The following is a 20,236-nucleotide window of genomic DNA, read 5'->3' as shown; positions in this document are numbered from 1 at the left end:
GACGCCCTTACCCCTTCAGCTGGTCGAGCTTGTCGACATTGATGGTGCTGAGATTGCGGAACAGCAGCACCAGAATGGCCAGCCCGATGGCCGCCTCGGCGGCCGCCACCGTCAGCACGAAGAACACGAAGACCTGCCCGGCGGGGTTGCCAGACCACATGGAGAAGGCCACGAAATTCATGTTGGCCGACAACAGGATCAATTCGATCGACATCAGCAGCACGATCAGGTTGCGCCGATTCAGAAAGAAGCCGAACACGCCGATGGCGAACAGGATGGCTCCGACGATCAGATAATGGCTCAGTCCGATTTGCATCATTTTTCGGCTCCTTCGGATTCAGGGGCGGCGGGCGTATCCACCACCGACGGCATCTGCACGATGCGGATGCGATCGGCGGCAGTCACGCGCACCTGCTGGCTGGGATGGGTACGCTTGTAGTCGCTGCGCTTGCGCATGGTCAGCGCGATGGCGGCGATCATGCCCACCAGCAGGATCAGGCCGCCCACCTGCACTGCGTAGGCGAAGTCGGTGTACATGGCCGTGCCCAGGGCCAGGGTATTGTCGAAATTGTCGGCAGGCTGCGGCAGCGCCGGGGCGTCGCCCCAGGAACGCAGGACCACGAAAGCCATTTCCAGCACCATGATGCCGCCGATGGTCAGGCCCAGCGGCAGATAGACCTTCAGGCCGCTTTTCAGGCCTTCCAGGCGCATGTCCAGCATCATGACGACGAACAGGAACAGCACCATGACCGCGCCGACATACACGATGACCAGCGCCAGGGCCAGGAATTCCGCCTGGATCAGCATCCACATCATGGACGCCGTGAAGAAGGTCAGGATCAGGTGCAGCACCCCGGTGACGGGGCTGGTGGCCGTGATGACGCGAAACGCCGCCACGACCAGCACGATGGCCAGCAGATAGAACAGGATTGAATCAAAACTCATGGTCGGTTTTCCGGCATCAACGATAAGGTGCGTCGGCGGCGCGACGGGCGGCGATTTCCGATTCGTAGCGGTCGCCCACGGCCAGCAGCATGTCCTTGGTGAAATACAGATCGCCACGCTTTTCCCCATGGTATTCATGCAGGTGCGTTTCGACGATGGCGTCGGTCGGACAGGCTTCTTCGCAGAAACCGCAGAAAATGCATTTCGCCAGATCGATGTCGTAGCGCGTGGTACGGCGGCTGCCGTCTTCGCGCTGTTCGGATTCGATGGTGATGGCCAGGGCCGGGCACACAGCTTCGCACAGTTTGCAGGCGATGCAGCGCTCTTCGCCGTTTTCATAGCGGCGCTGGGCGTGCAGCCCCCGGAAACGCGGCGAGGTCGGCGTCTTTTCCACCGGGTAGCGCAGGGTGATCTTGCGCTTGAAGAAATATTTGCCCGTCAGGCGCATGCCCTCGAACATTTCCTTCAGCATCAGACTGCCGAAGAAGTCCTTGATTGCTTCCATGATGTACCCCTTACTGCCAGATGTTCCAGGGCGTCTGCATCCAGATCGCCACGATCACCAGCCAGACCCCCGTCAGGGGGATGAAGACCTTCCAGCCCAGACGCATGATCTGGTCATAGCGGTAGCGCGGGAAGGTGGCGCGGAACCAGATGAACATGGACACGACGAAGAAGGTCTTGAGCCCCAGCCAGATCCAGCCCGGAATCCAGGTGAACGGCGCGAAGTCCAGCGGCGGCAGCCAGCCCCCCAGGAACATGACGGCGGCCATGGCCGACAGCAGGATCATGTTGGCGTATTCGCCCAGGAAGAACAGGGCGAAGCCCATGCCCGAATATTCCACCATGTGGCCCGCGACGATTTCGGATTCGCATTCCGCCATGTCGAAGGGGTGGCGGTTGGTTTCCGCCACGGACGCGATCACGTAGATGATGAACAGCGGCAGCAGCGGCAGCCAGTTCCAGGACAGGACCCCGACGCCATGGTCGGCGAACCAGCCCGTGCCCTGCCCCTGGACGATGCCCGACAGGTTCAGCGTGCCCGATACCAGCAGCACCGTGACCATGACGAAACCCACGGCCAGTTCGTAGGACACCATCTGAGCCGAGGCCCGCAGCGCCGAGAGCAGCGCGTATTTGGAGTTGGATGCCCAGCCGGCCACGATCACGCCATAGACGCCCACCGAAGTGATCGCCATGATGAACAGCAGCCCCGCGTTGATGTTGGCCAGCACGACATCGGGCTGGAACGGAATCACGGCCCAGGCCGCCAGCGCCGGCGTCAGCGTGACCACCGGGGCCAGGATGTACAGCACCGGATTGGCCTTGGACGGCACGATCAGTTCTTTGGTCAGCAGCTTGAAGACGTCGGCAAACGGCTGCAGCAGGCCGCGATAGCCCACGCGGTTGGGCCCCAGGCGCACGTGCATGAAACCGATCATCTTGCGTTCCCAGTACGTCAGGTAGGCCACGCACAGGATGATGGGCACCGCAATGACGACGATCTTGATCAGGGTCCAGACGACCAGCCAGGGCGTTTCGCCGATCAGGCCGGCGCCGTAGGCGTTGAGGATGTTCAACCAGTCCATTAGCGTCGCTCCAGCTGGATGGCGCCCGAGCCCATGCCCAGGGCGGCGGTCTGTTCAAAGGCGCCTGCGATCCGCACGGCGCCGTCGGCCACGGTATCGTCCAGTGCGGCAGTCAGGTCGGCCGAGCCGTGGGCGGTGGACACCCGCACGGCATCTCCCGCCGACAGGCCCAGGGATTGCAGAGTGGCGGCGCTGGCTGCCGCCTCAGGCGGCGCGGAACTGACGTGTTCCTGCAACGGCTGCGAACGGCGCACCAGTGCGTCGGTGCGATAGATCGGCAGTTCGGCCACGCGTTCCAGGCCGTCGACCGCAGCGGCCGTGCCGGCCGCCAGGCGGATCTCGTTGGACAGGCGACCGTCGACGCCGCCCACCATCACCGTGTCGCGCACGGATTCGGAGGTCTCGTCGTCGAAGCCCTGCAGGCCCAGCAGATTGCCCAGCACGCGCAGGACCTTCCAGCCAGGGCGGGTATCGCCCACGGGGGCGGCCACGCCCTTGAAGCTCTGCACCCGGCCCTCGGCATTGACGAAGGAACCGGACGTTTCGGTGAACGGCGCGATGGGCAGCATCACGTCGGCCCAGTCTTCGGCAGCGGAACGGAAGGCCGTGAAGGCTACCGCCATCGCCGAACCCTGCAGGGTGCGCACGGCGCGATCGCCCAGTTCGCTGTCCAGGCGAGGTTCGGCGTGCAGGACCAGATAGGCCTTCAGGGGGTCGCCGCCCAGCATGCGCCGGGCATCCAGGCCGCCATCGGCCGGCACGGCACCGGCCAGATAGCCGCCCACCGTATTGCCGCCCGGGGTCAGGAAGCCGAAACGGCCGCCGGCCAGTTGGGCGATGGCCTGGGCGTTGGCGGCCAGCAGGGCCGCCTGATCGTCCGTGACGGCCAGATTGCCCATGAAGACCGCCACGCGCTCGCCCGAGGCCAGGCTGTCGGCGATCGCACGGGCGGCGTCGCCAGGCTGCACGCCTGCCAGACCGGCGGGCACGGGTTGGGATTTCAGACCGGCCAGGGCCACGGCGATCTCGCCCAGGGCCTGGGCCAGCCCGGAAGGCTTGACCGTGATGCGGCCAGTGACCGGCACCAGCGGATCGGCCGCCACGCTGTCCACCAGGGACAGCTGCATGCCGTGTTTGGCCGCCTGGCGCAGGCGCTGCGCCATCAGGGGGTGGTCTTTACGCAGGAAGGACCCGACGACCAGCGTGCGGTCCAGGGTGTTCAGATCGGCGATCGGCATGCCCAGCCAGGGAGCGCCGCTGCGCACGGCATCCAGGGCCGCGCCATCGCCGCGCAGGCGGAAGTCGATGTTGTCCGACCCCAGGGCGCGGGTCAGCCGCGCCAGCAAGGCCAGTTCTTCGAGAGTCGCCGTCTCGGTGCCCAGAGCGCCGATCTGCGCCCCGCCGCCGTCCTCGCGCACCTGATTCAGGCCGGTGACGACCGATTGCAGGGCGTCCGTCCAGGAGGCTTCGTGCCATTGGCCGTCACAGCCACGCACCATGGGGTGTTGCAGGCGGTCTTCGACGTACAGGCCCGCGTAGGAGAAGCGGTCGCGGTCGCTGATCCAGCATTCGTTGACGGGTTCGTTTTCGAACGGCACCACGCGCAGCACGCGGTCCATCTTGGACTGCACGACCAGGTTGGCACCCACGCTGTCGTGCGGGCTGATGGATCGGCGGCGGGCCAGCTCCCAGGTCCGGGCGCCCATCATGAAGGGCTTGGACAGCAGCGCGCCCACCGGGCAGACGTCGATCATGTTGCCGGAGAGTTCGGATTCGACGGCCTCGCCCACGAACGTGGTGATCTCGGAGAATTCACCCCGATTGAGCATGCCGATTTCCATGATGCCGCCGATTTCCTGGCCGACCCGCACGCAGCGGGTGCAGTGGATGCAGCGCTGCATCTGTTCGGCCGAGATCAGCGGACCCATGGGCTTATGGAAGACCACGCGCTTGGTTTCTTTATAGCGCGAGGCCGATTCGCCATAGCCCATGGCCAGATCCTGCAGCTGGCACTCGCCGCCCTGGTCGCACACAGGGCAATCCAGGGGGTGGTTGATCAGCAGGAATTCCATGACCGCGCGCTGGGCGGCCACGGCCTTTTCGGAGCGCGTGTACACCACCATGCCGTTGGTCACGGGAGTGGCGCAGGCCGGCAGCTGTTTCGGGGCCTTTTCGACCTCGACCAGGCACATGCGGCAGTTAGCGGCGATGCTGAGTTTCTTGTGATAGCAGAAATGCGGGATGTACAGCCCGGCCGCGTGCGCAGCCTGGATGACCATGCTGCCTTCTTCGGCTTGAACCTTCAGCCCGTCGATGGTGAGTTCTACCATGGCGTGTCCTGACCCTACAGATACTTGGCGACCACACAGTCTTTGTGGTCGACGTGGTGGACGAATTCTTCGCGGAAATGCTTGATGAAACTGCGCACGGGCATGGCGGCGGCGTCGGCCAGGGCGCAGATCGTGCGGCCCATCATGTTGTGCGCCACCGAATCCAGGGTTTCGATGTCTTCCATCGTGCCCTGGCCGTGTTCCATGCGCTGCATCATGCGGTACAGCCAGCCCGTGCCCTCGCGGCAGGGCGTGCACTGGCCGCAGGATTCTTCCATGTAGAAGTAGGACAGGCGCATCAGCGATTTGACCATGCAGCGGGTTTCATCCATGACGATGACCGCGCCCGACCCCAGCATGGACCCGGCCTTGGCGATCGAGTCGTAATCCATGTTGGTGTTCATCATGATGTCGGCAGGCAGCACCGGCGAAGACGACCCCCCGGGGATGACGGCCTTCAGTTTGCGCCCGCCCTTCATGCCGCCCGCCAGTTCCAGCAGTTTGGAAAACGGCGTGCCCAGCGGGATTTCGTAGTTGCCGGGCAGTTCGACGTCACCGGAAATGGAGAAGATCTTCGTTCCGCCAGCCTTTTCGATGCCCAGTTCCAGGTAGGCCTGGGCGCCCATCTGGAACACGAAGGGCACGGCCGCAAACGTTTCGGTGTTGTTGATGGTGGTGGGCTTGCCGTACAGGCCGAAGCTGGCCGGGAACGGCGGCTTGAAGCGCGGCTGGCCCTTTTTGCCTTCCAGGGATTCCAGCAGCGCGGTTTCTTCGCCGCAGATGTAGGCGCCAAAACCATGGTGCCCATGCAGCTGGAACGAAAAGCCCGACCCCAGGATATTGTCACCCAGGAAGCCCGCCTGGCGGGCCTGTTCCAGGGCTTCTTCAAACCGGGTGTAGATCTCGAAGATTTCGCCGTGGATATAGTTGTAGCCCACGGATGCGCCCATCGCGAACCCGCCGATGATCATGCCTTCGATCACGGAATGCGGGTTGTAGCGCAGGATGTCGCGGTCCTTGAAGGTACCGGGTTCGCCCTCGTCGGAATTGCAGACCACGTATTTCTGGCCAGGCAGGTTGCGCGGCATGAACGACCATTTCAGGCCCGTGGGGAACCCGGCGCCGCCGCGCCCGCGCAGGCTGGAGGCCTTGAGCTCGGCGATCACGTCATCGGGCTTCATGCCGGTGGTCAGGATTTTCTTCAGGGACTCATAGCCGCCTCGGGCAATGTAGTCCTGGATCCCCCAGTTGTTGCCGTCCAGGCCCGCCAGAATGTGCGGCTGGATATGCCGGCCGTGAAAGATCATGCTGCGGGAGGCGTCGTCGCCCAGGTTCGGATTCAGCGCATCCGTGCCATATTTCTGCAAGACATCCAGGGCGCTCATGCCGACTCCTTCAGGTCACGGATCAGGGCGTCGATTTTCTCGGGCTGCATGCGGCAGCACATGTGCTTGCCATTGGCCAGCACCACCGGCGCATCGCCGCAGGCGCCCATGCATTCGCCTTCGGCCAGGGTGAACAGGCCGTCGGGCGTGGTTTCGTGGAAACCGATACCGAGCTTTTCCTTCAGGTATTCGGCCGCCTCGCCGCTGCCCTGCAAGGCACAGGGCAGATTGGTGCAGATGGTCAGGGTAAAGCGGCCCACCGGCTGGGTGCTGTACATGGAATAGAAGGTCGCGACCTCCTGGACCGCGATCGGCGGCATGCCCAGGTAGCCGGCCACGTCGCGGACGACTTCCGGCGACACCCAGCCCTTTTCGGTCTGGGCGATGGTCAGCGCGGCCATCACGGCGGATTGTTTCTGATCCGCCGGGTATTTGGAGATTTCCCGGTCGATATCCCGGTAGGCTTGTTCGGAAAGCAGCATCGTCATAGTCCTGTGGTGTCCGGGCGTCTAGCGGTCGATCTCGCCAAACACGATGTCCTGGGTGCCGATGATCGTCACCACGTCGGAAATCATGTGGCCCTTGGACATTTCTTCCAGTGCATGCAGGTGGGCAAAGCCCGGCGCGCGGATCTTCATGCGGTAGGGCTTGTTGGCCCCGTCGGACACCAGGTAGATGCCGAATTCGCCCTTGGGGTGTTCCACGGCAGCGTAGGATTCGCCTTCGGGCACGTGCATGCCCTCGGTGAAGAGCTTGAAGTGATGGATCATGTCTTCCATCCCGGTCTTCATGTCTTCGCGTTTCGGTGGCGCGACCTTATGATTGCCGGTGATCACGGGGCCGGGATTGTTGCGCAGCCATTCGATGCACTGGCGGATGATTCGGTTGGACTGGCGCATTTCCTCGATGCGGCACAGATAGCGGTCGTAGCAGTCGCCGTTTTTACCCACGGGGATGTCGAATTCGACCTTGTCGTAGACTTCGTAGGGCTGCTTTTTACGCAAGTCCCATTCGATGCCCGAACCGCGCAGCATGGGGCCGGTGAAGCCCAGCGCCAGGGCGCGTTCGGGCGACACGACGCCGATGTCCACCAGGCGCTGCTTCCAGATGCGGTTTTCCGTCAGCAGGACCTCGTATTCGTCCACACAGGCGGGGAAGCGATTGGTGAAGTCCTCGATGAAGTCCAGCATCGAGCCGGACCGCGATTCGTTCATGGCCCGCAGTTCCTTGTCGGAACGGTATTTCGAGCCCTTGTACAGCGGCATGGTGTCGGGCAGGTCGCGGTACACGCCGCCGGGCCGGTAGTAGGCCGCGTGCATGCGGGCGCCGGAGACGGCCTCGTAGCAGTCCATCAGGTCTTCGCGTTCGCGGAAGGCATACAGGAACACCGCCATGGCGCCCACGTCGAGGGCGTGCGAACCCAGGGACATCAGGTGGTTCAGAATGCGGGTGATCTCGTCGAACATCACGCGAATGTACTGCGCGCGTTCCGGCACCTGGATGCCCAGCAGGCGTTCGACCGCCATGCAGTAGGCGTGCTCGTTGCACATCATGGACACGTAGTCCAGACGGTCCATATAGGGCAGCGTCTGCAGGAAGGTGCGATGTTCCGCCAGTTTTTCAGTGGCGCGATGCAGCAGGCCGATGTGCGGGTCGGCGCGCTGGACGACTTCGCCGTCCAGTTCGAGCACCAGGCGCAACACCCCGTGCGCGGCCGGGTGCTGCGGGCCGAAGTTCAGGTTGTAGTTCTGGATTTCTGCCATGTCAGTACCGTTCTATGCCGTAGTGGTCTTCGCGCACGACGCGCGGGGTGACTTCGCGCGGTTCGATCGTGACGGGCTGGTAGACGACGCGCTTCTGTTCGGGGTCGTAGCGCATTTCCACGTGCCCGGAAATCGGGAAATCCTTGCGGAACGGGTGGCCGATGAAGCCATAGTCCGTCAGGATGCGGCGCAGGTCGGGGTGGCCTTCGAAGACGATGCCGTACAGATCGAAGGCTTCCCGTTCGTACCAGTTGACCGCCGGCCAGACATCGACCAGCGAGGCCACCACCGGGAATTCGTCGTGTTCGGCGTATACCCGCACCCGCAGGCGCCAGTTGTGCGTGACCGACAACAGGTGGATGACGACCGCGAAGCGATGCGGATGGGTGTGGGTATGGTCGGTCGCGTAGGTAGGGGCCTTCCAGGCGGAATAGTCCAGCCCGCACAGGTCCATACAGGATTCGAAGCGCAGGCTGGCATGGTCGCGCAACACGCGGCAGGTATCCGCCCAGGCAGCCTGGGACAATGTCAGCGTCAGTTCGCCCAGGGATTCGGTCAGTTCGACCGAGGCCCCCAGGACATCGCGCAAATTGGTTTCTAAGGTCTGTAGCCGTGTCATATGCAGATCGTCAGATTCGGATCGGTTCGGATTCGCGCCGGGCAGGCCTGTGCCTTCGCCCCTGGCGCCCCAGCTAGCGAGCGATGGTATTGGTCAGGCGGATCTTGTTCTGCATCTGCAGCAGGCCGTAGACCAGGGCTTCCGCCGTGGGCGGGCAGCCCGGCACGTACACGTCCACCGGCACAATGCGGTCGCAGCCGCGCACCACCGAATAGGAATAGTGGTAGTACCCGCCGCCGTTGGCACAGGACCCCATCGACACGACCCAGCGCGGTTCCGGCATCTGGTCGTAGACTTTACGCAGAGCCGGAGCCATTTTGTTGCACAGCGTGCCGGCCACGATCATCAGGTCGGACTGACGGGGGCTGGGCCGGAAGATGATACCGAACTGGTCCAGGTCATAGCGCGCTGCGCCGGCATGCATCATTTCGACCGCGCAACAGGCCAGGCCGAACGTCATCGGCCACAGGGAACCCGTTTTCGCCCAGTTCAGGAATTTATCCGCACTGGTGGTCATGAAGCCTTTTTCCATGACGCCTTCAACTGCCATTTTGCTCACCCCCAATTATTCCCAGTCCAGGGCGCCGCGGCGCCATTCGTAGATGAAGCCCACCGTCAGGATGCCCAGGAAGATCGCCACCGCCCAGAAACCCACCATGCCCACGGCGCCGTTGGCCATGGCCCAGGGGAACAGGAAGGCGATTTCCAGATCAAACATGATGAACAGGATCGCCACCAGGTAGTAGCGCACGTCGAATTTCATGCGCGAATCGCCGAAGGATTCGAAACCGCATTCGTAGACGGACAGCTTTTCGGCGTCGGGCACGTTGCGGCCCAGCAAACGCCCCGCAGCCAGCAGGGCAGCGCCGATCAGCGTGGCGACAACAATGAAAAGCAGCACGGGAAAGTACTGTTCCAGATTCATGGATGGCCCCTGCCTCAGAAGATCAAACTACGGGATTGTAGCATTTCGACAAGCCCCGGCGTCGGGAAAACCCGAGGCTGAAACACAATTGATGGGGGTCAACTCAGCTAAGCACAGATCTGCTTTCAGAAGCCTGAAATACCGTGCGGGAATGAGGGTGCCGGCCAGGAATACCCGCCGCGCATGACGTCGGGTCCCGGGCAACATGCGCACGCAGCGTGCACCGATCTTGCCGGGTACAGATGCGAAAAAGTCCGCCGCGCCTTGAGGAGCGCGGCGGACTTTCCAGATTGACGCTGCAATGCCAGTCTTTACGACGGATGCACTGCGGTGTTATCGACGATGACCTGGCCGTTGATCTCGGCTTGCCTAAGTTGAGCCAACACTTGGGCGCGGCTCAGTGCCGGGCCGCCGGTCTGCAGTTGGGGATAGTTGGTTTGCTCACCCTCGGTGACCTGGCCTTCGGACTGCGCCACGCGCAGTTCATGAACGACTTCCGCACGGGTCTGTGTGCTGGGTGTCACGACATCCGGGTAATTGCTCTGATCGGCCTGGGCCATGCCCGCGGAGACAAGGCCTAGAGACAGGACTGCGATAGAGGCGGCAGTAACAGTTTTCATGATGGCTTCCTTCATGTTCAAGCGCCTGTGAAAGCAGGGCCTCACGGGCTTTTCGCTGATAAGTCACCTCCTGCTCCACGGAGACAGTGTGCGCTTTTGCTGCGCAGCAATACATCGCACTAGCGAAAATTTTGTTTTCTATTTTTGACGGCAATCGACAGCCTGACGCCTGACAGCCCCCCCCCAGAGATGCGCACCCATGCCGGACATATACGCAAGAAAGCCACCCGAAGGTGGCTTTCTTGTTGCCGGGAACTGAAGCCCCCGGCGGCGTTCGTGACAGCCCGGCAAGCCGGGCTGCATCGCAGCGTGGACAAGCCACGCGAGGCGATTAGAACTTGTGGTTCAGGCCGACACCGGCTTCCGTACCCTTCAGATCCTTCACGTAACCGACGTTCTTCATGTAAGAAGCGTAGGTGTACAGGCTGGTGCGCTTGGACAGCGGGTACACGTAGTTGACCTGGTAGGCGCTGATGTTGCCAGCTTCTTCGTTCCACTTGTCCGCATCGTCCAGGTTGGACGTGGAATAGTTCCAGCCAGCGTACAGGGTACCGCCAGCCAGAGGAGCGCTGACGCCAACGTGGTAGTTGTTGGACTTGAAGTCTTGGTAGCCGTTGTCGAGGCGGGCATCAAAGACGGTAGGCGTCGTCGTGCTGTCGCCAAACGGAGTGCTCAGACCCGAGTAGCCACCAGCACTGCCGTTCCAGCCCAGCTTGCCGTTGCGGTCCTGACCATAGGCCAGAGACAGCTTCGCGACTTCGAAGTCGTAGGAAGCGTTCAACTGCCACGCCGTCATGGCATCCACATCATTAGCCTTCACGTTTTGGCGGTCATAGCTGGCGCCCACACCGATCGGGCCGTTGGCGTACAGAGCGCCAACAGACACGCGGGAACCGCGATCCGCAAAGGAAGACCCATCGGTATAGCGACCCACCGTGGTGGAGCCTTGATCGCCCGTGCCGTACAGAGCGATGACCTTGAAGCCGGACAGATCAGGCGTCACGTACTTGAAGGAGTTTTCGACGCGGGTGCCTTCGCTCAGGCCGACCGAACCGAAGACCTTATCCATATCGCCCAAGTTCACGCCATTGGCGGTCAGGTTGGTTTCGGTGCCGGCGGAGTACTGGCGACCCATCGTGAAGGTACCCCAGCTGTCGCTGGACAGACCGACGAAGGATTGACGGGCAAAGCCACGTTGACCGTTACCGGCTTGGCCACCCAGGTTAGCGCTGGCTTCCAGTTGGAAGATGGCGCGCAGGCCGTCGCCCAGGTCTTCGGCGCCCTTCAGGCCCCAACGGCTGCCGTTGAAGGTGCCGTCGCGCAGGCCGGAAGACTTGGCGGTGACGTCAGCACCTTTGTGGTCATACTTGAAGTTCTGGTAGCCGTAGCCGGTATCCAGGATACCGTACAGCGTCACGGACGTTTCTGCTTGAGCAACGCCAGCGGTAGCGAAACCGGCCAGCAGAGCAGCAGCGAGCAGAGTCTTTTTCATGTAAGAAATCTCCGTAGATTTGTGTGAATCAGAGCAGGCCAACAACATCCTTTGCTGCTGCTCCTTCTAACTCCGCGAAGGGAAGTTGTTGGTATTGCATCAAAAATCCGGGACGAATGCCATGTTGAACTGTGTAAACCCGGTAGTTTTCCGGGAAAGGCGTTGCAGATCCACAACAAGCCGCCCGTGGAGCGCTCGACTGCGCAGCAATCGCCGGACATGAATCTGGAGCCGCACCCGGCCTGACGCGGCGGCGCGACGCACCCTACAATGCACACGATTCCTGTTGGCGTGCCGCCAACGATCAGCGCTACGCACCCCGCCCTTTGGTGAACCTTCTCCATGTCTGTCATCCTGCTGATCCTGCCCGACTTCCTGTTGATCGCTCTGGGCTGGCTGCTGCTGCATCGCTTCAAGTTCGACCGCCTGTTTTTCAACCAGGCAGAAAAGCTGGTGTATTTCGTGCTGTTCCCCGCCCTGCTGTTCCATTCGATCACGCGGGCGCCCATGGCGCTGGGCAGCACGACGGTGCTGCTGGCGGCAACGGTGGGGGTGATGCTGGGCGGGATCGCCCTGGCCTGGCTGGGGCGGCTGGCGATGCGCCCGGACCCGGCGGCGCATGCGGCGACGGCGCAGTGCGCGTTTCGCTTCAATAGTTACCTGGCGCTGTCACTGGCAGCTGGCCTGGGCTGGGACCAGGCCCAGGCGACCATGGCCGTGATCCTGGGGTTTGCAGTACCGATCAGCAACGTGGGTGCCGTGCACGCTCTGGCCAGCCGCAATGGCGGACGGGCACTGAGCGAGATGGCGCGCAACCCCTTCATCCTGGCGACGCTGGCCGCGCTGGCCTGCAACTTCCTGCAGGTGCCGATTCCGCACATCGCGGAAGTCGCCCTGGGACGACTGGGGTCCTGCGCCATCGCCCTGGGCCTGCTGTGCGTGGGCGCCACGCTGTCGCTGGAAGGCGGGCGCCAGCACGCGCCACTGATGGCCTGGATGATCTCAGCCAAGCTGATCCTGCTGCCGGCCTGGACCCTGGCCCTGGCCTGGGCGATGGGCCTGCCGGCCCAGGAACGCCTGGTGCTGCTGCTGTTTTCGGCGGTACCGACATCATCGGCCGCGCACGTGCTGGCGGCCCGCATGGGCGGCGACGGCCGGCTGGTGGCGGTCACGATGTCGCTGGGCACGCTGCTGTCGGCCGCGACGCTGCCGGTGTGGCTGGGGATTGCGGGCTGAAGGCGGCATACAATGCCCCACGGATCGGAACGCCTGAACATCATGACTTTTCCCCTGCCTCCCATCGAGTGGCTTTTGCCCGACGAAGACGCGACCGTGGCCCTGGCGCAACGCCTGGCGGCGCTGGTCTGCGGCCATGCCCCGGAATCGCTGCCTGCGGGCGGACGCATCCACCTGCGCGGAGAGCTGGGCGCAGGCAAAACCAGTCTGGCGCGCGCCCTGTTGCGGGCGGGCGGCGTGGCCGGGCGCATCAAAAGCCCCAGCTATGCCCTGCTTGAAAGCTATAATGTTTCTAACTTATACTTCTATCACTTTGATTTCTATAGATTTAGCGATGCGCACGAATGGCGGGATGCAGGGTTTGGCGAACTGCTGGACGATCAGGCAGTCGTTCTGATCGAATGGCCCGAACAGGCTGGCACCCGCCTGCCCCCTCCGGATCTGGATATTTTGCTGGAATATGCCGGCACCGGTAGACGCGCATGGTTGACTGCCTGCAGCGAAAAAGGACAGCTATGGCTGACTCACCTGACCTCATCGCGCCGATGAATCCCGCTCCCGTCCCATTGCGACGCAAACTGATCGCGGGCGGCTGCACGCTGCTGCTGTTGCCGGTCATTCCCCGCCTGGCCCAGGCTGCGACGATCCTGGCAGTGCGAACCTGGCCGGCCGACGAATACACCCGCGTCACCCTGGAAATGGACACGGAACTGAAGGCCGAACAGTTCACGCTGGATCATCCGCACCGCCTGGTGGTGGATATCGAGGGCCTGCAGATGGACGCAGCCATCAGCAATCTGGTGTCCAAGATCAAGCCCAATGACCCCTATATCAGCACCGTGCGCGTGGGCCAGAACCGGCCCAACGTGGTGCGCCTGGTCTTCGACCTGAAGCAGGATGTCGCGCCCCAGGTCTTCACGCTGAAGCCCATCGGCGAATACAAGTACCGCCTGGTGCTGGACCTGTATCCCAAGATCGCCCAGGATCCGCTGATGGCCCTGCTGAAGGACGCGAAAAACGACCCCCTGGCCGGCATCCTGGAAGAACTGGCACAGAACAGCCCCACCGAAGCCCCGGTGCCTGCCGTCAAGGGCCAGGAACTGCCGCCACCCATGACGCCCGCGCCCGAACCACCCGTCGCGGTGTCCCCAAAACCGGTGCCTGGCCAGCGCCGCGACCGCCCCATCCTGATTGCGCTGGACCCGGGACACGGCGGCGAGGACCCAGGCGCCACCGGCAAGCGCGGCACCCGCGAAAAAGACATCGTGCTGCAGATCGCCCAGCGCCTGAAGAAACTGATCGACGCCCAACCCAACATGCGAGCCTACCTGACCCGCGACCGGGACTACTTCGTGCCCCTGAACGTGCGGGTGCAAAAGGCCCGCCGGGTGCAGGCCGACCTGTTCATCTCCATCCACGCCGACGCCTGGATCAAACCCTCGGCCAGGGGGTCATCGGTCTGGGCGCTGTCGGAACACGGGGCGACCAGCTCGGCCGCCCGCTGGCTGGCGAAAAAGGAAAACGACGCCGACCTGATCGGCGGCGTAAACCTGGGGTCTCACAACGCCCAAGTCGCCAAAGTGCTGCTGGACCTGTCTACCGGGGCGCAGATCAACGATTCGATCAAAGTCGGCACCCAGGTGCTGCAGGAAATCGGCAAGATCAACCAGCTGCACAAGAACCGCATCGAGCGCGCCGGCTTCGCCGTCCTGAAGGCACCGGACATCCCGTCCATCCTGATCGAGACGGCATTCATCAGCAACCCCCAGGAAGAAGCCCTGCTGCGCACCCCTGCGCACCAGCAGAAGATCGCCGCCGCCGTGCTCAGCGGCGTACAGGATTACTTCGCCGCCAACCCGGCACTGGCACGGCGGGCGTAAGGTCTGGCGGGCAGGCCGGGTGCGAATCAGGCCTGATCGGGGGCCTTGCGCCGCAGCAATTTCCACAGGACGCCGGCCAGGGCCGGAATGGCGGCGGCGCCGACGCCGACCAGGACGATGGTGTTCAGGTGTTCCCGCACGATGGGGACGTTGCCAAAGAAATAACCCAGGGTGATCAGGCCGGCGATCCAGACGATGGCGCCGATGGCGTTGTACAGCTGGAACAGCGCCAGCCGCATGCCGGCCACGCCGGCCACGAACGGCGCAAAGGTCCGAAACAGCGGCAGGAAACGCGACAGCACGATGGTCTTGCCGCCATGTTTTTCATAGAACGCGTGGGTCTTCAGCAAGGCCTTGCGGTCCAGGAAGCGGTAGTCGTGGGAAAAGACCTTGGGGCCGATGAAGCGCCCCACCGAATAATTGACCGTGTTGCCCAGGATGGCGGCCACGATCAGGATGCCGCCCATCAGCACAGGGTCCAGATGGCCCGTGGCGCCGAACGCACCCGCGATGAACAGCAGGGAATCACCCGGCAGAAAAGGCAGGACGACCAGGCCGGTCTCGCCGAAAATGATCAAGGCCAGGATCAGGTAGATCCAGGCGCCGTACTGCGCGACCCAGATGCCCAGGGACTGGTCGATATTCAGTACCAGATGAAAGAACTCCGCCATGATTTGCCTGCAACCCCGTGGAAAATAGACGCTTACTATAATCGCTTTCATGACGCGACCCATTTCCGCACTGCCCGACACCCTGATCAACCAGATCGCCGCCGGCGAAGTCATCGAACGGCCGGCGTCCGTGCTGAAGGAACTGCTGGAAAACGCTCTGGACGCCGGCGCCCGGGCCATCGAAGTCCGGCTGGACGGCGGTGGCATCCGACGTATCCTGGTAGCCGACGACGGGCACGGCATTCCCCGCGACCAGCTGAGGCTGGCCCTGCAGCAGCACGCCACCAGCAAAATTGCGTCCCTGGCCGAACTGGAATCCGTCGCCACCATGGGGTTTCGCGGCGAAGCGCTGGCGTCGATCGCCTCTGTGGCGCAACTGACACTCAGCTCCCGCACGGCGGATGCGGACCAGGCCTGGCAAATCGGCCCGGGGCAGCAGGAACCCGTTCCCGCCGCCGGGCCGGCCGGCACCCGGGTGGACGTGCGCCAGCTGTTCGACCACATCCCCGCCCGCCGCAAATTCCTGCGATCCGAGGCCACCGAATACGGCCACTGCATCGTGGCGATCGAACGCATCGCGCTGGCGCACCCCGAAGTCGCGCTGCGGGTATTCCACAACGACAAGCCGCAGCGAAACTGGCCCATGACGGACATCCACGGCCGGATCCGCGACGTGCTGGGGGTGGAATTCCAGGACCAGGGCCTGCCGGTCTGCACGGATCAGGGCTTGATTACCCTGGAAGGCTGCATCACCCGCCCCACGTTCGCCCGCAACCGGGCGGATCGCCAGTACCTGTACGTGAACGGCCGCTTCGTGCGCGACCGGACCGTATCGCACGCCATCCGCCAGGCCTATGCCGACGTGCTGCATGGCGACCGGCAGCCCGCCTATGTGCTGTTCCTCAGCCTGGACCCGACAGGCGTGGACGTGAACGTGCATCCCGCCAAAAGCGAAGTCCGCTTTCGCGACAGCGGGGCGATACACCGCTACGTGGCGCAATCGCTGGGCCAGGCCCTGGCGCAACGCGGCGGCACGGCGGGCGAGGCGGCCGACACGCCGCCTGACCCCAGCAGCGGCGATGCCATGCAGCCCGGCGACGCAGGCTCAAGCGCCCCGCCTACCGCAGCCTCCGGATCCACCCCGCAATCGGCGCTCTCGCCCGCCGTATCCCCACCAACGCGTACGCTCTCCCGCTACCCAGGCCAGGTTCCAGTGCAGCAGCGTTTCGCTCTGCACGACTCGAGCCCCAGCCAGGACTGGCGCACGCTGTACCGCCCCCTGGAACCCGTCGATCCATCCCGGACGGCGCCGTTCACCGACGCGCGGCCGGGAACATCCACCAATACGGATCGCTCACCCGCCGCCTCGCCCCGCGCTCAGCCAGCGACACCCCCTGCCGGCGACCTGCCGCTGGGCCTGGCCCTGGGCCAATTGCACGGCATCTACATCCTGGCGCAGAATGCGCGCGGCCTGATCCTGGTGGACATGCACGCAGCCCATGAACGGGTGGTGTACGAACGCCTGAAAGGCGCGCTGGACGAAGCCCCCCTGCCCGCCCAGGACCTGCTGGTGCCCGTGGTATTCACAGCGACGGAAACCCAGGTGGCTGTCGCTCAGGATCACCAGGACACGCTCGACGCGCTGGGCTTGCGCATTCGTGCCACCGGCCCGACTTCCCTTGCGGTGCGAGCCGTACCTGCGCTGCTGGCCCAGGGCGACATCGAATCCCTGGCGCGCGGCGTGCTGGCCGACGTGGAACGCTTTGGCCAGTCTGCCCGCCTGACAGAACAGCGCAACGAACTGCTGTCCACCATGGCCTGCCATGGCGCCATTCGCGCCAACCGCCGCCTGACGATCGACGAAATGAACGCCCTGCTGCGCCAGATGGAACGCACCGAACGCGCCGACCAGTGCAATCACGGCCGCCCCACCTGGTTTCAATGGAGCCTGTCCGACCTGGACAAGCTGTTCATGCGGGGGCAGTAAGCCACACCGATAGGTGTTACTCTAGTAGCACTGCCCCACACATCTCGGCACAGTCATGACCACGACCTCACTCAAACTTTCCGATGCGCTCAAGACCCGCGCCATTCATGCTGCCCGGGAATTGGGCATATCGCCACACGCCTTCATGGTGTCTGCCATCGAACAAGCCGCCATTTCGACCGAACAGCGGGCGCAGTTCATCGCGCAGGCCAAGGTCGCCCGCCAGCAAATGCTGGATGCAGGCCTGAGCTACACCGGCGACGATGTCCATGCCTACCTGCGGACACGTGCCGCAGGCGTGCCGACCGCGCGACCCAAAGCGTATCCGTGGCGACCCTGAACTACGCCGATCAGGCCCTGCAGGATCTTGAGCGCCTGACGGACTTTCTGCTGGACACTGACCCTGCCGCCGCCCGCGACACGGTGGAACTGATCATCGAAGCGCTTTCCATCCTGCGGCGTCACCCCCTGATCGGCCGCACGGTCGACGATCCTCTAAGGGAACTGGTCATTTCCCGAGGCAAGACCGGCTACGTCGCGCTGTACAGCTACGAATACCCTGCCGATGCCATCCTGATCCTGGGTATCCGCCACCAACGCGAAGCTGGCTATCCGGCATCCTGACAGGCTCTGCCGGCCAATTCCCTCGTTCTCCATGATCCCTGCCCTGTGAACTCCAATCATCCCCCCTTGCTGATCTGCCTGGCCGGACCCACCGCATCGGGCAAGTCGGCGGCGTCGATGGCGCTGGCGCAGCGCTGGCCGATTGAACTCATCGTCATGGACTCGGCGACCATCTACCGGGGCATGGACATCGGCACGGCCAAGCCCAGCGCCCAGGAACAGGCGCAGGTACCCCATCACTTGCTGGACATCCGCGATCCGGCGCAATCCTATTCGGCAGCGGAATTCGCGCGCGACGCGGCGGCGCTGGCGCAGGACATCCGCCGCCGAGGCCGCATCCCGATCCTGTGCGGCGGCACCATGCTGTACTACAAGGCGCTACGCGAAGGGCTGAACGAACTGCCTGGCGCAGACCCGGCGATCCGCCAGGCCCTGGACGAAGAGGCGCGGGCACGTGGTTGGCCAGCGCTGCATGCCGAACTGGCCCGCGTCGACCCGGCCACCGCCGCACGCCTGGCGCCCAACGACAGCCAGCGCCTGCAACGCGCCCTGGAAATCTGGCGCGGCAGCGGCCGTGTCATGAGCGACTGGCTGGCCCGGCCTCCGCAACCGGTGCTGCCGGGTTGGCAGTTCCTGACGATCAGCCTGGAACCTTCCGACCGGGCAGCGCTGCATGAACGCATCGCGCAACGCTACCAGTCCATGATCAATGCGGGGCTGCTGGACGAGGTCCGCGCCCTGCGCGCCCGCGCCGATCTGCATCCGGGCCTGCCGTCCATCCGCTGCGTGGGCTACCGGCAATTATGGGATCACCTGGATGGGCGCGCGTCCCTGGACCAGGCCATCACCCAGGCCATCGCCGCGACGCGTCAATTGGCCAAGCGCCAGATCACCTGGCTGCGGTCGCTGCCGCAGCGCGTCAGTGTGGATTGCCTGTCGGACCAGGCCGTACCCGAAATCACCCGGCATTGCGCTCGGGCGCTGGACGCCTGATCCGGGTGGAAACGCGCGGCGGTGCGATGAGCAACCGCCGATCTGCAGCGCCCCCGATCAGGCGACGATGGTCTGGGCGCCGCCTGCGGCCTGGGTTTCGATCTGCCCCAGCGTGTAGACGGTTTCGCCCTGGGCCCGCAGGGTGGCCGTGATGGCGTCGGCCTGGGCGGCGTCGACCACCAGCACCATGCCGATGCCGCAATTGAAGACACGAGCCATTTCCTGGTCGGCCACGCCACCCTGGGCCTGCAGCCACTGGAACAGCGCCGGCCACTGCCAGGCGTCGCGATGCAGGCGGGCGCAGAATCCATCACGCAGGATGCGCGGCACGTTTTCCAGCAGGCCGCCGCCCGTGATGTGCGCCAGGCCCTTGATGGCGCGCCCGTGCGCAGCCAGCGCAGCCAGCACGGATTTGACGTAGATGCGGGTGGGTTCCATGACCACGTCGCCCAGGGGGCGGCCACCCAGATCCTGATCCGGGCGGGCACCGGCGTGCTGCAGGATTTTACGCACCAGGGAATAGCCGTTGGAATGCGCCCCGCTGGAAGCCAGCCCCAGCACGGTGTCACCCACCCGGATGTCGGCGCCATCGATGATGGCGGACTTTTCCACAGCCCCCACGGCAAAACCGGCCAGATCGTATTCGCCATCCGGGTACATGCCCGGCATTTCAGCGGTTTCACCGCCGATCAGGGCGCAGCCCGCGAGTTCGCAACCCCGGGCGATACCCCCGACGACCTGGGCGGCGGTATCCACGGACAATTTGCCGCATGCGAAATAATCCAGGAAATAGAGAGGTTCGGCGCCCTGCACCAGGATGTCGTTGACGCTCATGGCCACCAGGTCGATGCCCACGGTGTCATGGCGCTGCCATTCGAAGGCCAGACGCAGTTTGGTACCCACCCCGTCGGTGCCCGACACCAGCACGGGTTCGCGCAAATGCGTGGGGATCTCGAACAAGGCCCCGAAACCGCCGATGCCGGCCATGACGCCCGGCCGCATGGTGCGCGCCGCCAGCGGTTTGATGCGGTCGACCAGAGCATCGCCCGCGTCGATGTCGACGCCCGCGTCGCGATAGGTCATGGAGGGAGTGGTGCCTGATGTCATGAGAAAAGCCGTCGAATGTGCAAGAATTGCAGGTTTGGACAATATAGTGGCCTGATTTTACGATGAACTC

The 20,236-nt window shown here is 63.9% G+C and carries 22 protein-coding genes; 7 read left to right on the top strand and 15 right to left on the bottom strand.

The annotated features are described in order from the left end of the window. Positions 1–7 precede the first annotated feature (7 nt). From nuoK to VDP74_RS11955, 13 genes are all read right to left on the bottom strand, one after another. Positions 8–316, bottom strand: coding sequence for an NADH-quinone oxidoreductase subunit NuoK (gene nuoK, locus VDP74_RS12015; protein ID WP_322999900.1), 309 nt, complete (start codon positions 314–316; stop codon positions 8–10). Further along, positions 316–945: an NADH-quinone oxidoreductase subunit J gene (locus VDP74_RS12010; protein WP_322999873.1), complete on the bottom strand. Its 630-nt coding sequence runs from the start codon at positions 943–945 to the stop codon at positions 316–318. The genes nuoK and VDP74_RS12010 overlap by 1 nt, the downstream gene beginning before the upstream one ends. Positions 946–961: 16 nt before the next feature. Then, on the bottom strand, positions 962–1,450 hold the full coding sequence (gene nuoI, locus VDP74_RS12005; RefSeq protein ID WP_322999872.1) for an NADH-quinone oxidoreductase subunit NuoI: 489 nt from the start codon (positions 1,448–1,450) through the stop codon (positions 962–964). A gap of 10 nt (positions 1,451–1,460) precedes the next feature. Then, positions 1,461–2,534, bottom strand: a complete 1,074-nt coding sequence (gene nuoH, locus VDP74_RS12000; protein ID WP_322999871.1) for an NADH-quinone oxidoreductase subunit NuoH — start codon at positions 2,532–2,534, stop codon at positions 1,461–1,463. Beyond that, positions 2,534–4,864: an NADH-quinone oxidoreductase subunit NuoG gene (gene nuoG / locus VDP74_RS11995; protein ID WP_322999870.1), complete on the bottom strand. Its 2,331-nt coding sequence runs from the start codon at positions 4,862–4,864 to the stop codon at positions 2,534–2,536. The genes nuoH and nuoG overlap by 1 nt, the downstream gene beginning before the upstream one ends. 14 nt (positions 4,865–4,878) lie before the next feature. Beyond that, complete coding sequence (gene nuoF, locus VDP74_RS11990) at positions 4,879–6,249, bottom strand: NADH-quinone oxidoreductase subunit NuoF (RefSeq protein WP_322999869.1); 1,371 nt, start codon at positions 6,247–6,249, stop codon at positions 4,879–4,881. After that, positions 6,246–6,728 carry an NADH-quinone oxidoreductase subunit NuoE gene (nuoE, locus tag VDP74_RS11985; RefSeq protein ID WP_322999899.1) on the bottom strand — a complete coding sequence of 161 codons (483 nt, stop codon included), beginning with the start codon at positions 6,726–6,728 and terminating at the stop codon, positions 6,246–6,248. Before nuoE ends, nuoF begins: the two co-directional genes overlap by 4 nt. A 30-nt stretch (positions 6,729–6,758) precedes the next feature. Next, positions 6,759–8,012 carry an NADH-quinone oxidoreductase subunit D gene (locus VDP74_RS11980; protein WP_322999868.1) on the bottom strand — a complete coding sequence of 418 codons (1,254 nt, stop codon included), beginning with the start codon at positions 8,010–8,012 and terminating at the stop codon, positions 6,759–6,761. Position 8,013: 1 nt separating this feature from the next. Next, complete coding sequence (locus VDP74_RS11975) at positions 8,014–8,631, bottom strand: NADH-quinone oxidoreductase subunit C (protein ID WP_322999867.1); 618 nt, start codon at positions 8,629–8,631, stop codon at positions 8,014–8,016. Positions 8,632–8,704: 73 nt separating this feature from the next. Further along, positions 8,705–9,181 (bottom strand): NuoB/complex I 20 kDa subunit family protein, encoded by a 477-nt coding sequence (locus VDP74_RS11970; RefSeq protein WP_066457841.1) that lies wholly within the window; start codon positions 9,179–9,181, stop codon positions 8,705–8,707. A gap of 15 nt (positions 9,182–9,196) precedes the next feature. Next, a complete protein-coding gene (gene ndhC / locus VDP74_RS11965; RefSeq protein ID WP_322999866.1) occupies positions 9,197–9,556 on the bottom strand; it encodes an NADH-quinone oxidoreductase subunit A in 360 nt (119 codons plus the stop codon). Between the two features lie 311 nt (positions 9,557–9,867). Beyond that, positions 9,868–10,176: a DUF4148 domain-containing protein gene (locus VDP74_RS11960; protein WP_322999865.1), complete on the bottom strand. Its 309-nt coding sequence runs from the start codon at positions 10,174–10,176 to the stop codon at positions 9,868–9,870. Between the two features lie 331 nt (positions 10,177–10,507). Then, positions 10,508–11,668 (bottom strand): porin, encoded by a 1,161-nt coding sequence (locus VDP74_RS11955; RefSeq protein WP_322999864.1) that lies wholly within the window; start codon positions 11,666–11,668, stop codon positions 10,508–10,510. Positions 11,669–12,010: 342 nt separating this feature from the next. Between VDP74_RS11955 and VDP74_RS11950 the strand changes: the two genes are divergently transcribed. The 3 genes from VDP74_RS11950 to VDP74_RS11940 are packed head-to-tail and all read left to right on the top strand — an operon-like array spanning position 12,011 to position 14,784. Next, entirely contained in the window at positions 12,011–12,904 is an 894-nt protein-coding gene (locus VDP74_RS11950) for an AEC family transporter (protein WP_322999863.1), read from the top strand. Positions 12,905–12,946: 42 nt separating this feature from the next. Continuing rightward, positions 12,947–13,453 (top strand): tRNA (adenosine(37)-N6)-threonylcarbamoyltransferase complex ATPase subunit type 1 TsaE, encoded by a 507-nt coding sequence (gene tsaE / locus VDP74_RS11945; protein WP_322999898.1) that lies wholly within the window; start codon positions 12,947–12,949, stop codon positions 13,451–13,453. Beyond that, positions 13,420–14,784: an N-acetylmuramoyl-L-alanine amidase gene (locus VDP74_RS11940; protein WP_322999862.1), complete on the top strand. Its 1,365-nt coding sequence runs from the start codon at positions 13,420–13,422 to the stop codon at positions 14,782–14,784. The genes tsaE and VDP74_RS11940 overlap by 34 nt, the downstream gene beginning before the upstream one ends. A 26-nt stretch (positions 14,785–14,810) precedes the next feature. On the opposite strand, the gene VDP74_RS11935 is transcribed toward VDP74_RS11940, so the two are convergent. After that, positions 14,811–15,455 carry a VTT domain-containing protein gene (locus VDP74_RS11935; RefSeq protein WP_322999861.1) on the bottom strand — a complete coding sequence of 215 codons (645 nt, stop codon included), beginning with the start codon at positions 15,453–15,455 and terminating at the stop codon, positions 14,811–14,813. Positions 15,456–15,504: 49 nt separating this feature from the next. Here VDP74_RS11935 and mutL point away from each other — a divergent pair, with 49 nt between their 5' ends. From mutL to miaA, 4 genes are read left to right on the top strand one after another with little or no spacing between them, the layout of a single operon-like run. Further along, entirely contained in the window at positions 15,505–17,442 is a 1,938-nt protein-coding gene (gene mutL / locus VDP74_RS11930) for a DNA mismatch repair endonuclease MutL (RefSeq protein ID WP_322999860.1), read from the top strand. A gap of 55 nt (positions 17,443–17,497) precedes the next feature. Next, a complete protein-coding gene (locus VDP74_RS11925; RefSeq protein WP_322999859.1) occupies positions 17,498–17,782 on the top strand; it encodes a hypothetical protein in 285 nt (94 codons plus the stop codon). Then, positions 17,770–18,066: a type II toxin-antitoxin system RelE/ParE family toxin gene (locus VDP74_RS11920; RefSeq protein ID WP_322999858.1), complete on the top strand. Its 297-nt coding sequence runs from the start codon at positions 17,770–17,772 to the stop codon at positions 18,064–18,066. The genes VDP74_RS11925 and VDP74_RS11920 overlap by 13 nt, the downstream gene beginning before the upstream one ends. A 45-nt stretch (positions 18,067–18,111) precedes the next feature. Continuing rightward, complete coding sequence (miaA, locus tag VDP74_RS11915; protein WP_322999857.1) at positions 18,112–19,059, top strand: tRNA (adenosine(37)-N6)-dimethylallyltransferase MiaA; 948 nt, start codon at positions 18,112–18,114, stop codon at positions 19,057–19,059. A 57-nt stretch (positions 19,060–19,116) separates the two neighbouring features. Here the strand turns inward: miaA and purM are convergent, their stop codons facing one another. Then, positions 19,117–20,166 (bottom strand): phosphoribosylformylglycinamidine cyclo-ligase, encoded by a 1,050-nt coding sequence (gene purM, locus VDP74_RS11910; RefSeq protein ID WP_322999856.1) that lies wholly within the window; start codon positions 20,164–20,166, stop codon positions 19,117–19,119. Between the last annotated feature and the right edge of the window lie 70 nt (positions 20,167–20,236).

This window comes from Castellaniella sp., from assembly GCF_034674885.1.
Classification (GTDB): domain Bacteria; phylum Pseudomonadota; class Gammaproteobacteria; order Burkholderiales; family Burkholderiaceae_B; genus Castellaniella.
This window is presented reverse-complemented; position numbering and strand designations above follow the sequence as displayed.

Coding starts and splice junctions, on each gene's coding strand:
- VDP74_RS11970 (WP_066457841.1), bottom strand. CDS start 9,181: ATGGCAGTTGAAGGCGTCATGGAAAAAGGCTTCATGACCACCAGTGCG.
- mutL (WP_322999860.1), top strand. CDS start 15,505: ATGACGCGACCCATTTCCGCACTGCCCGACACCCTGATCAACCAGATC.
- VDP74_RS11960 (WP_322999865.1), bottom strand. CDS start 10,176: ATGAAAACTGTTACTGCCGCCTCTATCGCAGTCCTGTCTCTAGGCCTT.
- nuoI (WP_322999872.1), bottom strand. CDS start 1,450: ATGGAAGCAATCAAGGACTTCTTCGGCAGTCTGATGCTGAAGGAAATG.
- VDP74_RS11955 (WP_322999864.1), bottom strand. CDS start 11,668: ATGAAAAAGACTCTGCTCGCTGCTGCTCTGCTGGCCGGTTTCGCTACC.
- nuoH (WP_322999871.1), bottom strand. CDS start 2,534: ATGGACTGGTTGAACATCCTCAACGCCTACGGCGCCGGCCTGATCGGC.
- VDP74_RS11975 (WP_322999867.1), bottom strand. CDS start 8,631: ATGACACGGCTACAGACCTTAGAAACCAATTTGCGCGATGTCCTGGGG.
- nuoF (WP_322999869.1), bottom strand. CDS start 6,249: ATGAGCGCCCTGGATGTCTTGCAGAAATATGGCACGGATGCGCTGAAT.
- VDP74_RS11935 (WP_322999861.1), bottom strand. CDS start 15,455: ATGGCGGAGTTCTTTCATCTGGTACTGAATATCGACCAGTCCCTGGGC.
- tsaE (WP_322999898.1), top strand. CDS start 12,947: ATGACTTTTCCCCTGCCTCCCATCGAGTGGCTTTTGCCCGACGAAGAC.
- purM (WP_322999856.1), bottom strand. CDS start 20,166: ATGACATCAGGCACCACTCCCTCCATGACCTATCGCGACGCGGGCGTC.
- nuoG (WP_322999870.1), bottom strand. CDS start 4,864: ATGGTAGAACTCACCATCGACGGGCTGAAGGTTCAAGCCGAAGAAGGC.
- ndhC (WP_322999866.1), bottom strand. CDS start 9,556: ATGAATCTGGAACAGTACTTTCCCGTGCTGCTTTTCATTGTTGTCGCC.
- VDP74_RS11950 (WP_322999863.1), top strand. CDS start 12,011: ATGTCTGTCATCCTGCTGATCCTGCCCGACTTCCTGTTGATCGCTCTG.
- VDP74_RS11940 (WP_322999862.1), top strand. CDS start 13,420: ATGGCTGACTCACCTGACCTCATCGCGCCGATGAATCCCGCTCCCGTC.
- VDP74_RS12010 (WP_322999873.1), bottom strand. CDS start 945: ATGAGTTTTGATTCAATCCTGTTCTATCTGCTGGCCATCGTGCTGGTC.
- nuoK (WP_322999900.1), bottom strand. CDS start 316: ATGCAAATCGGACTGAGCCATTATCTGATCGTCGGAGCCATCCTGTTC.
- VDP74_RS11980 (WP_322999868.1), bottom strand. CDS start 8,012: ATGGCAGAAATCCAGAACTACAACCTGAACTTCGGCCCGCAGCACCCG.
- VDP74_RS11925 (WP_322999859.1), top strand. CDS start 17,498: ATGACCACGACCTCACTCAAACTTTCCGATGCGCTCAAGACCCGCGCC.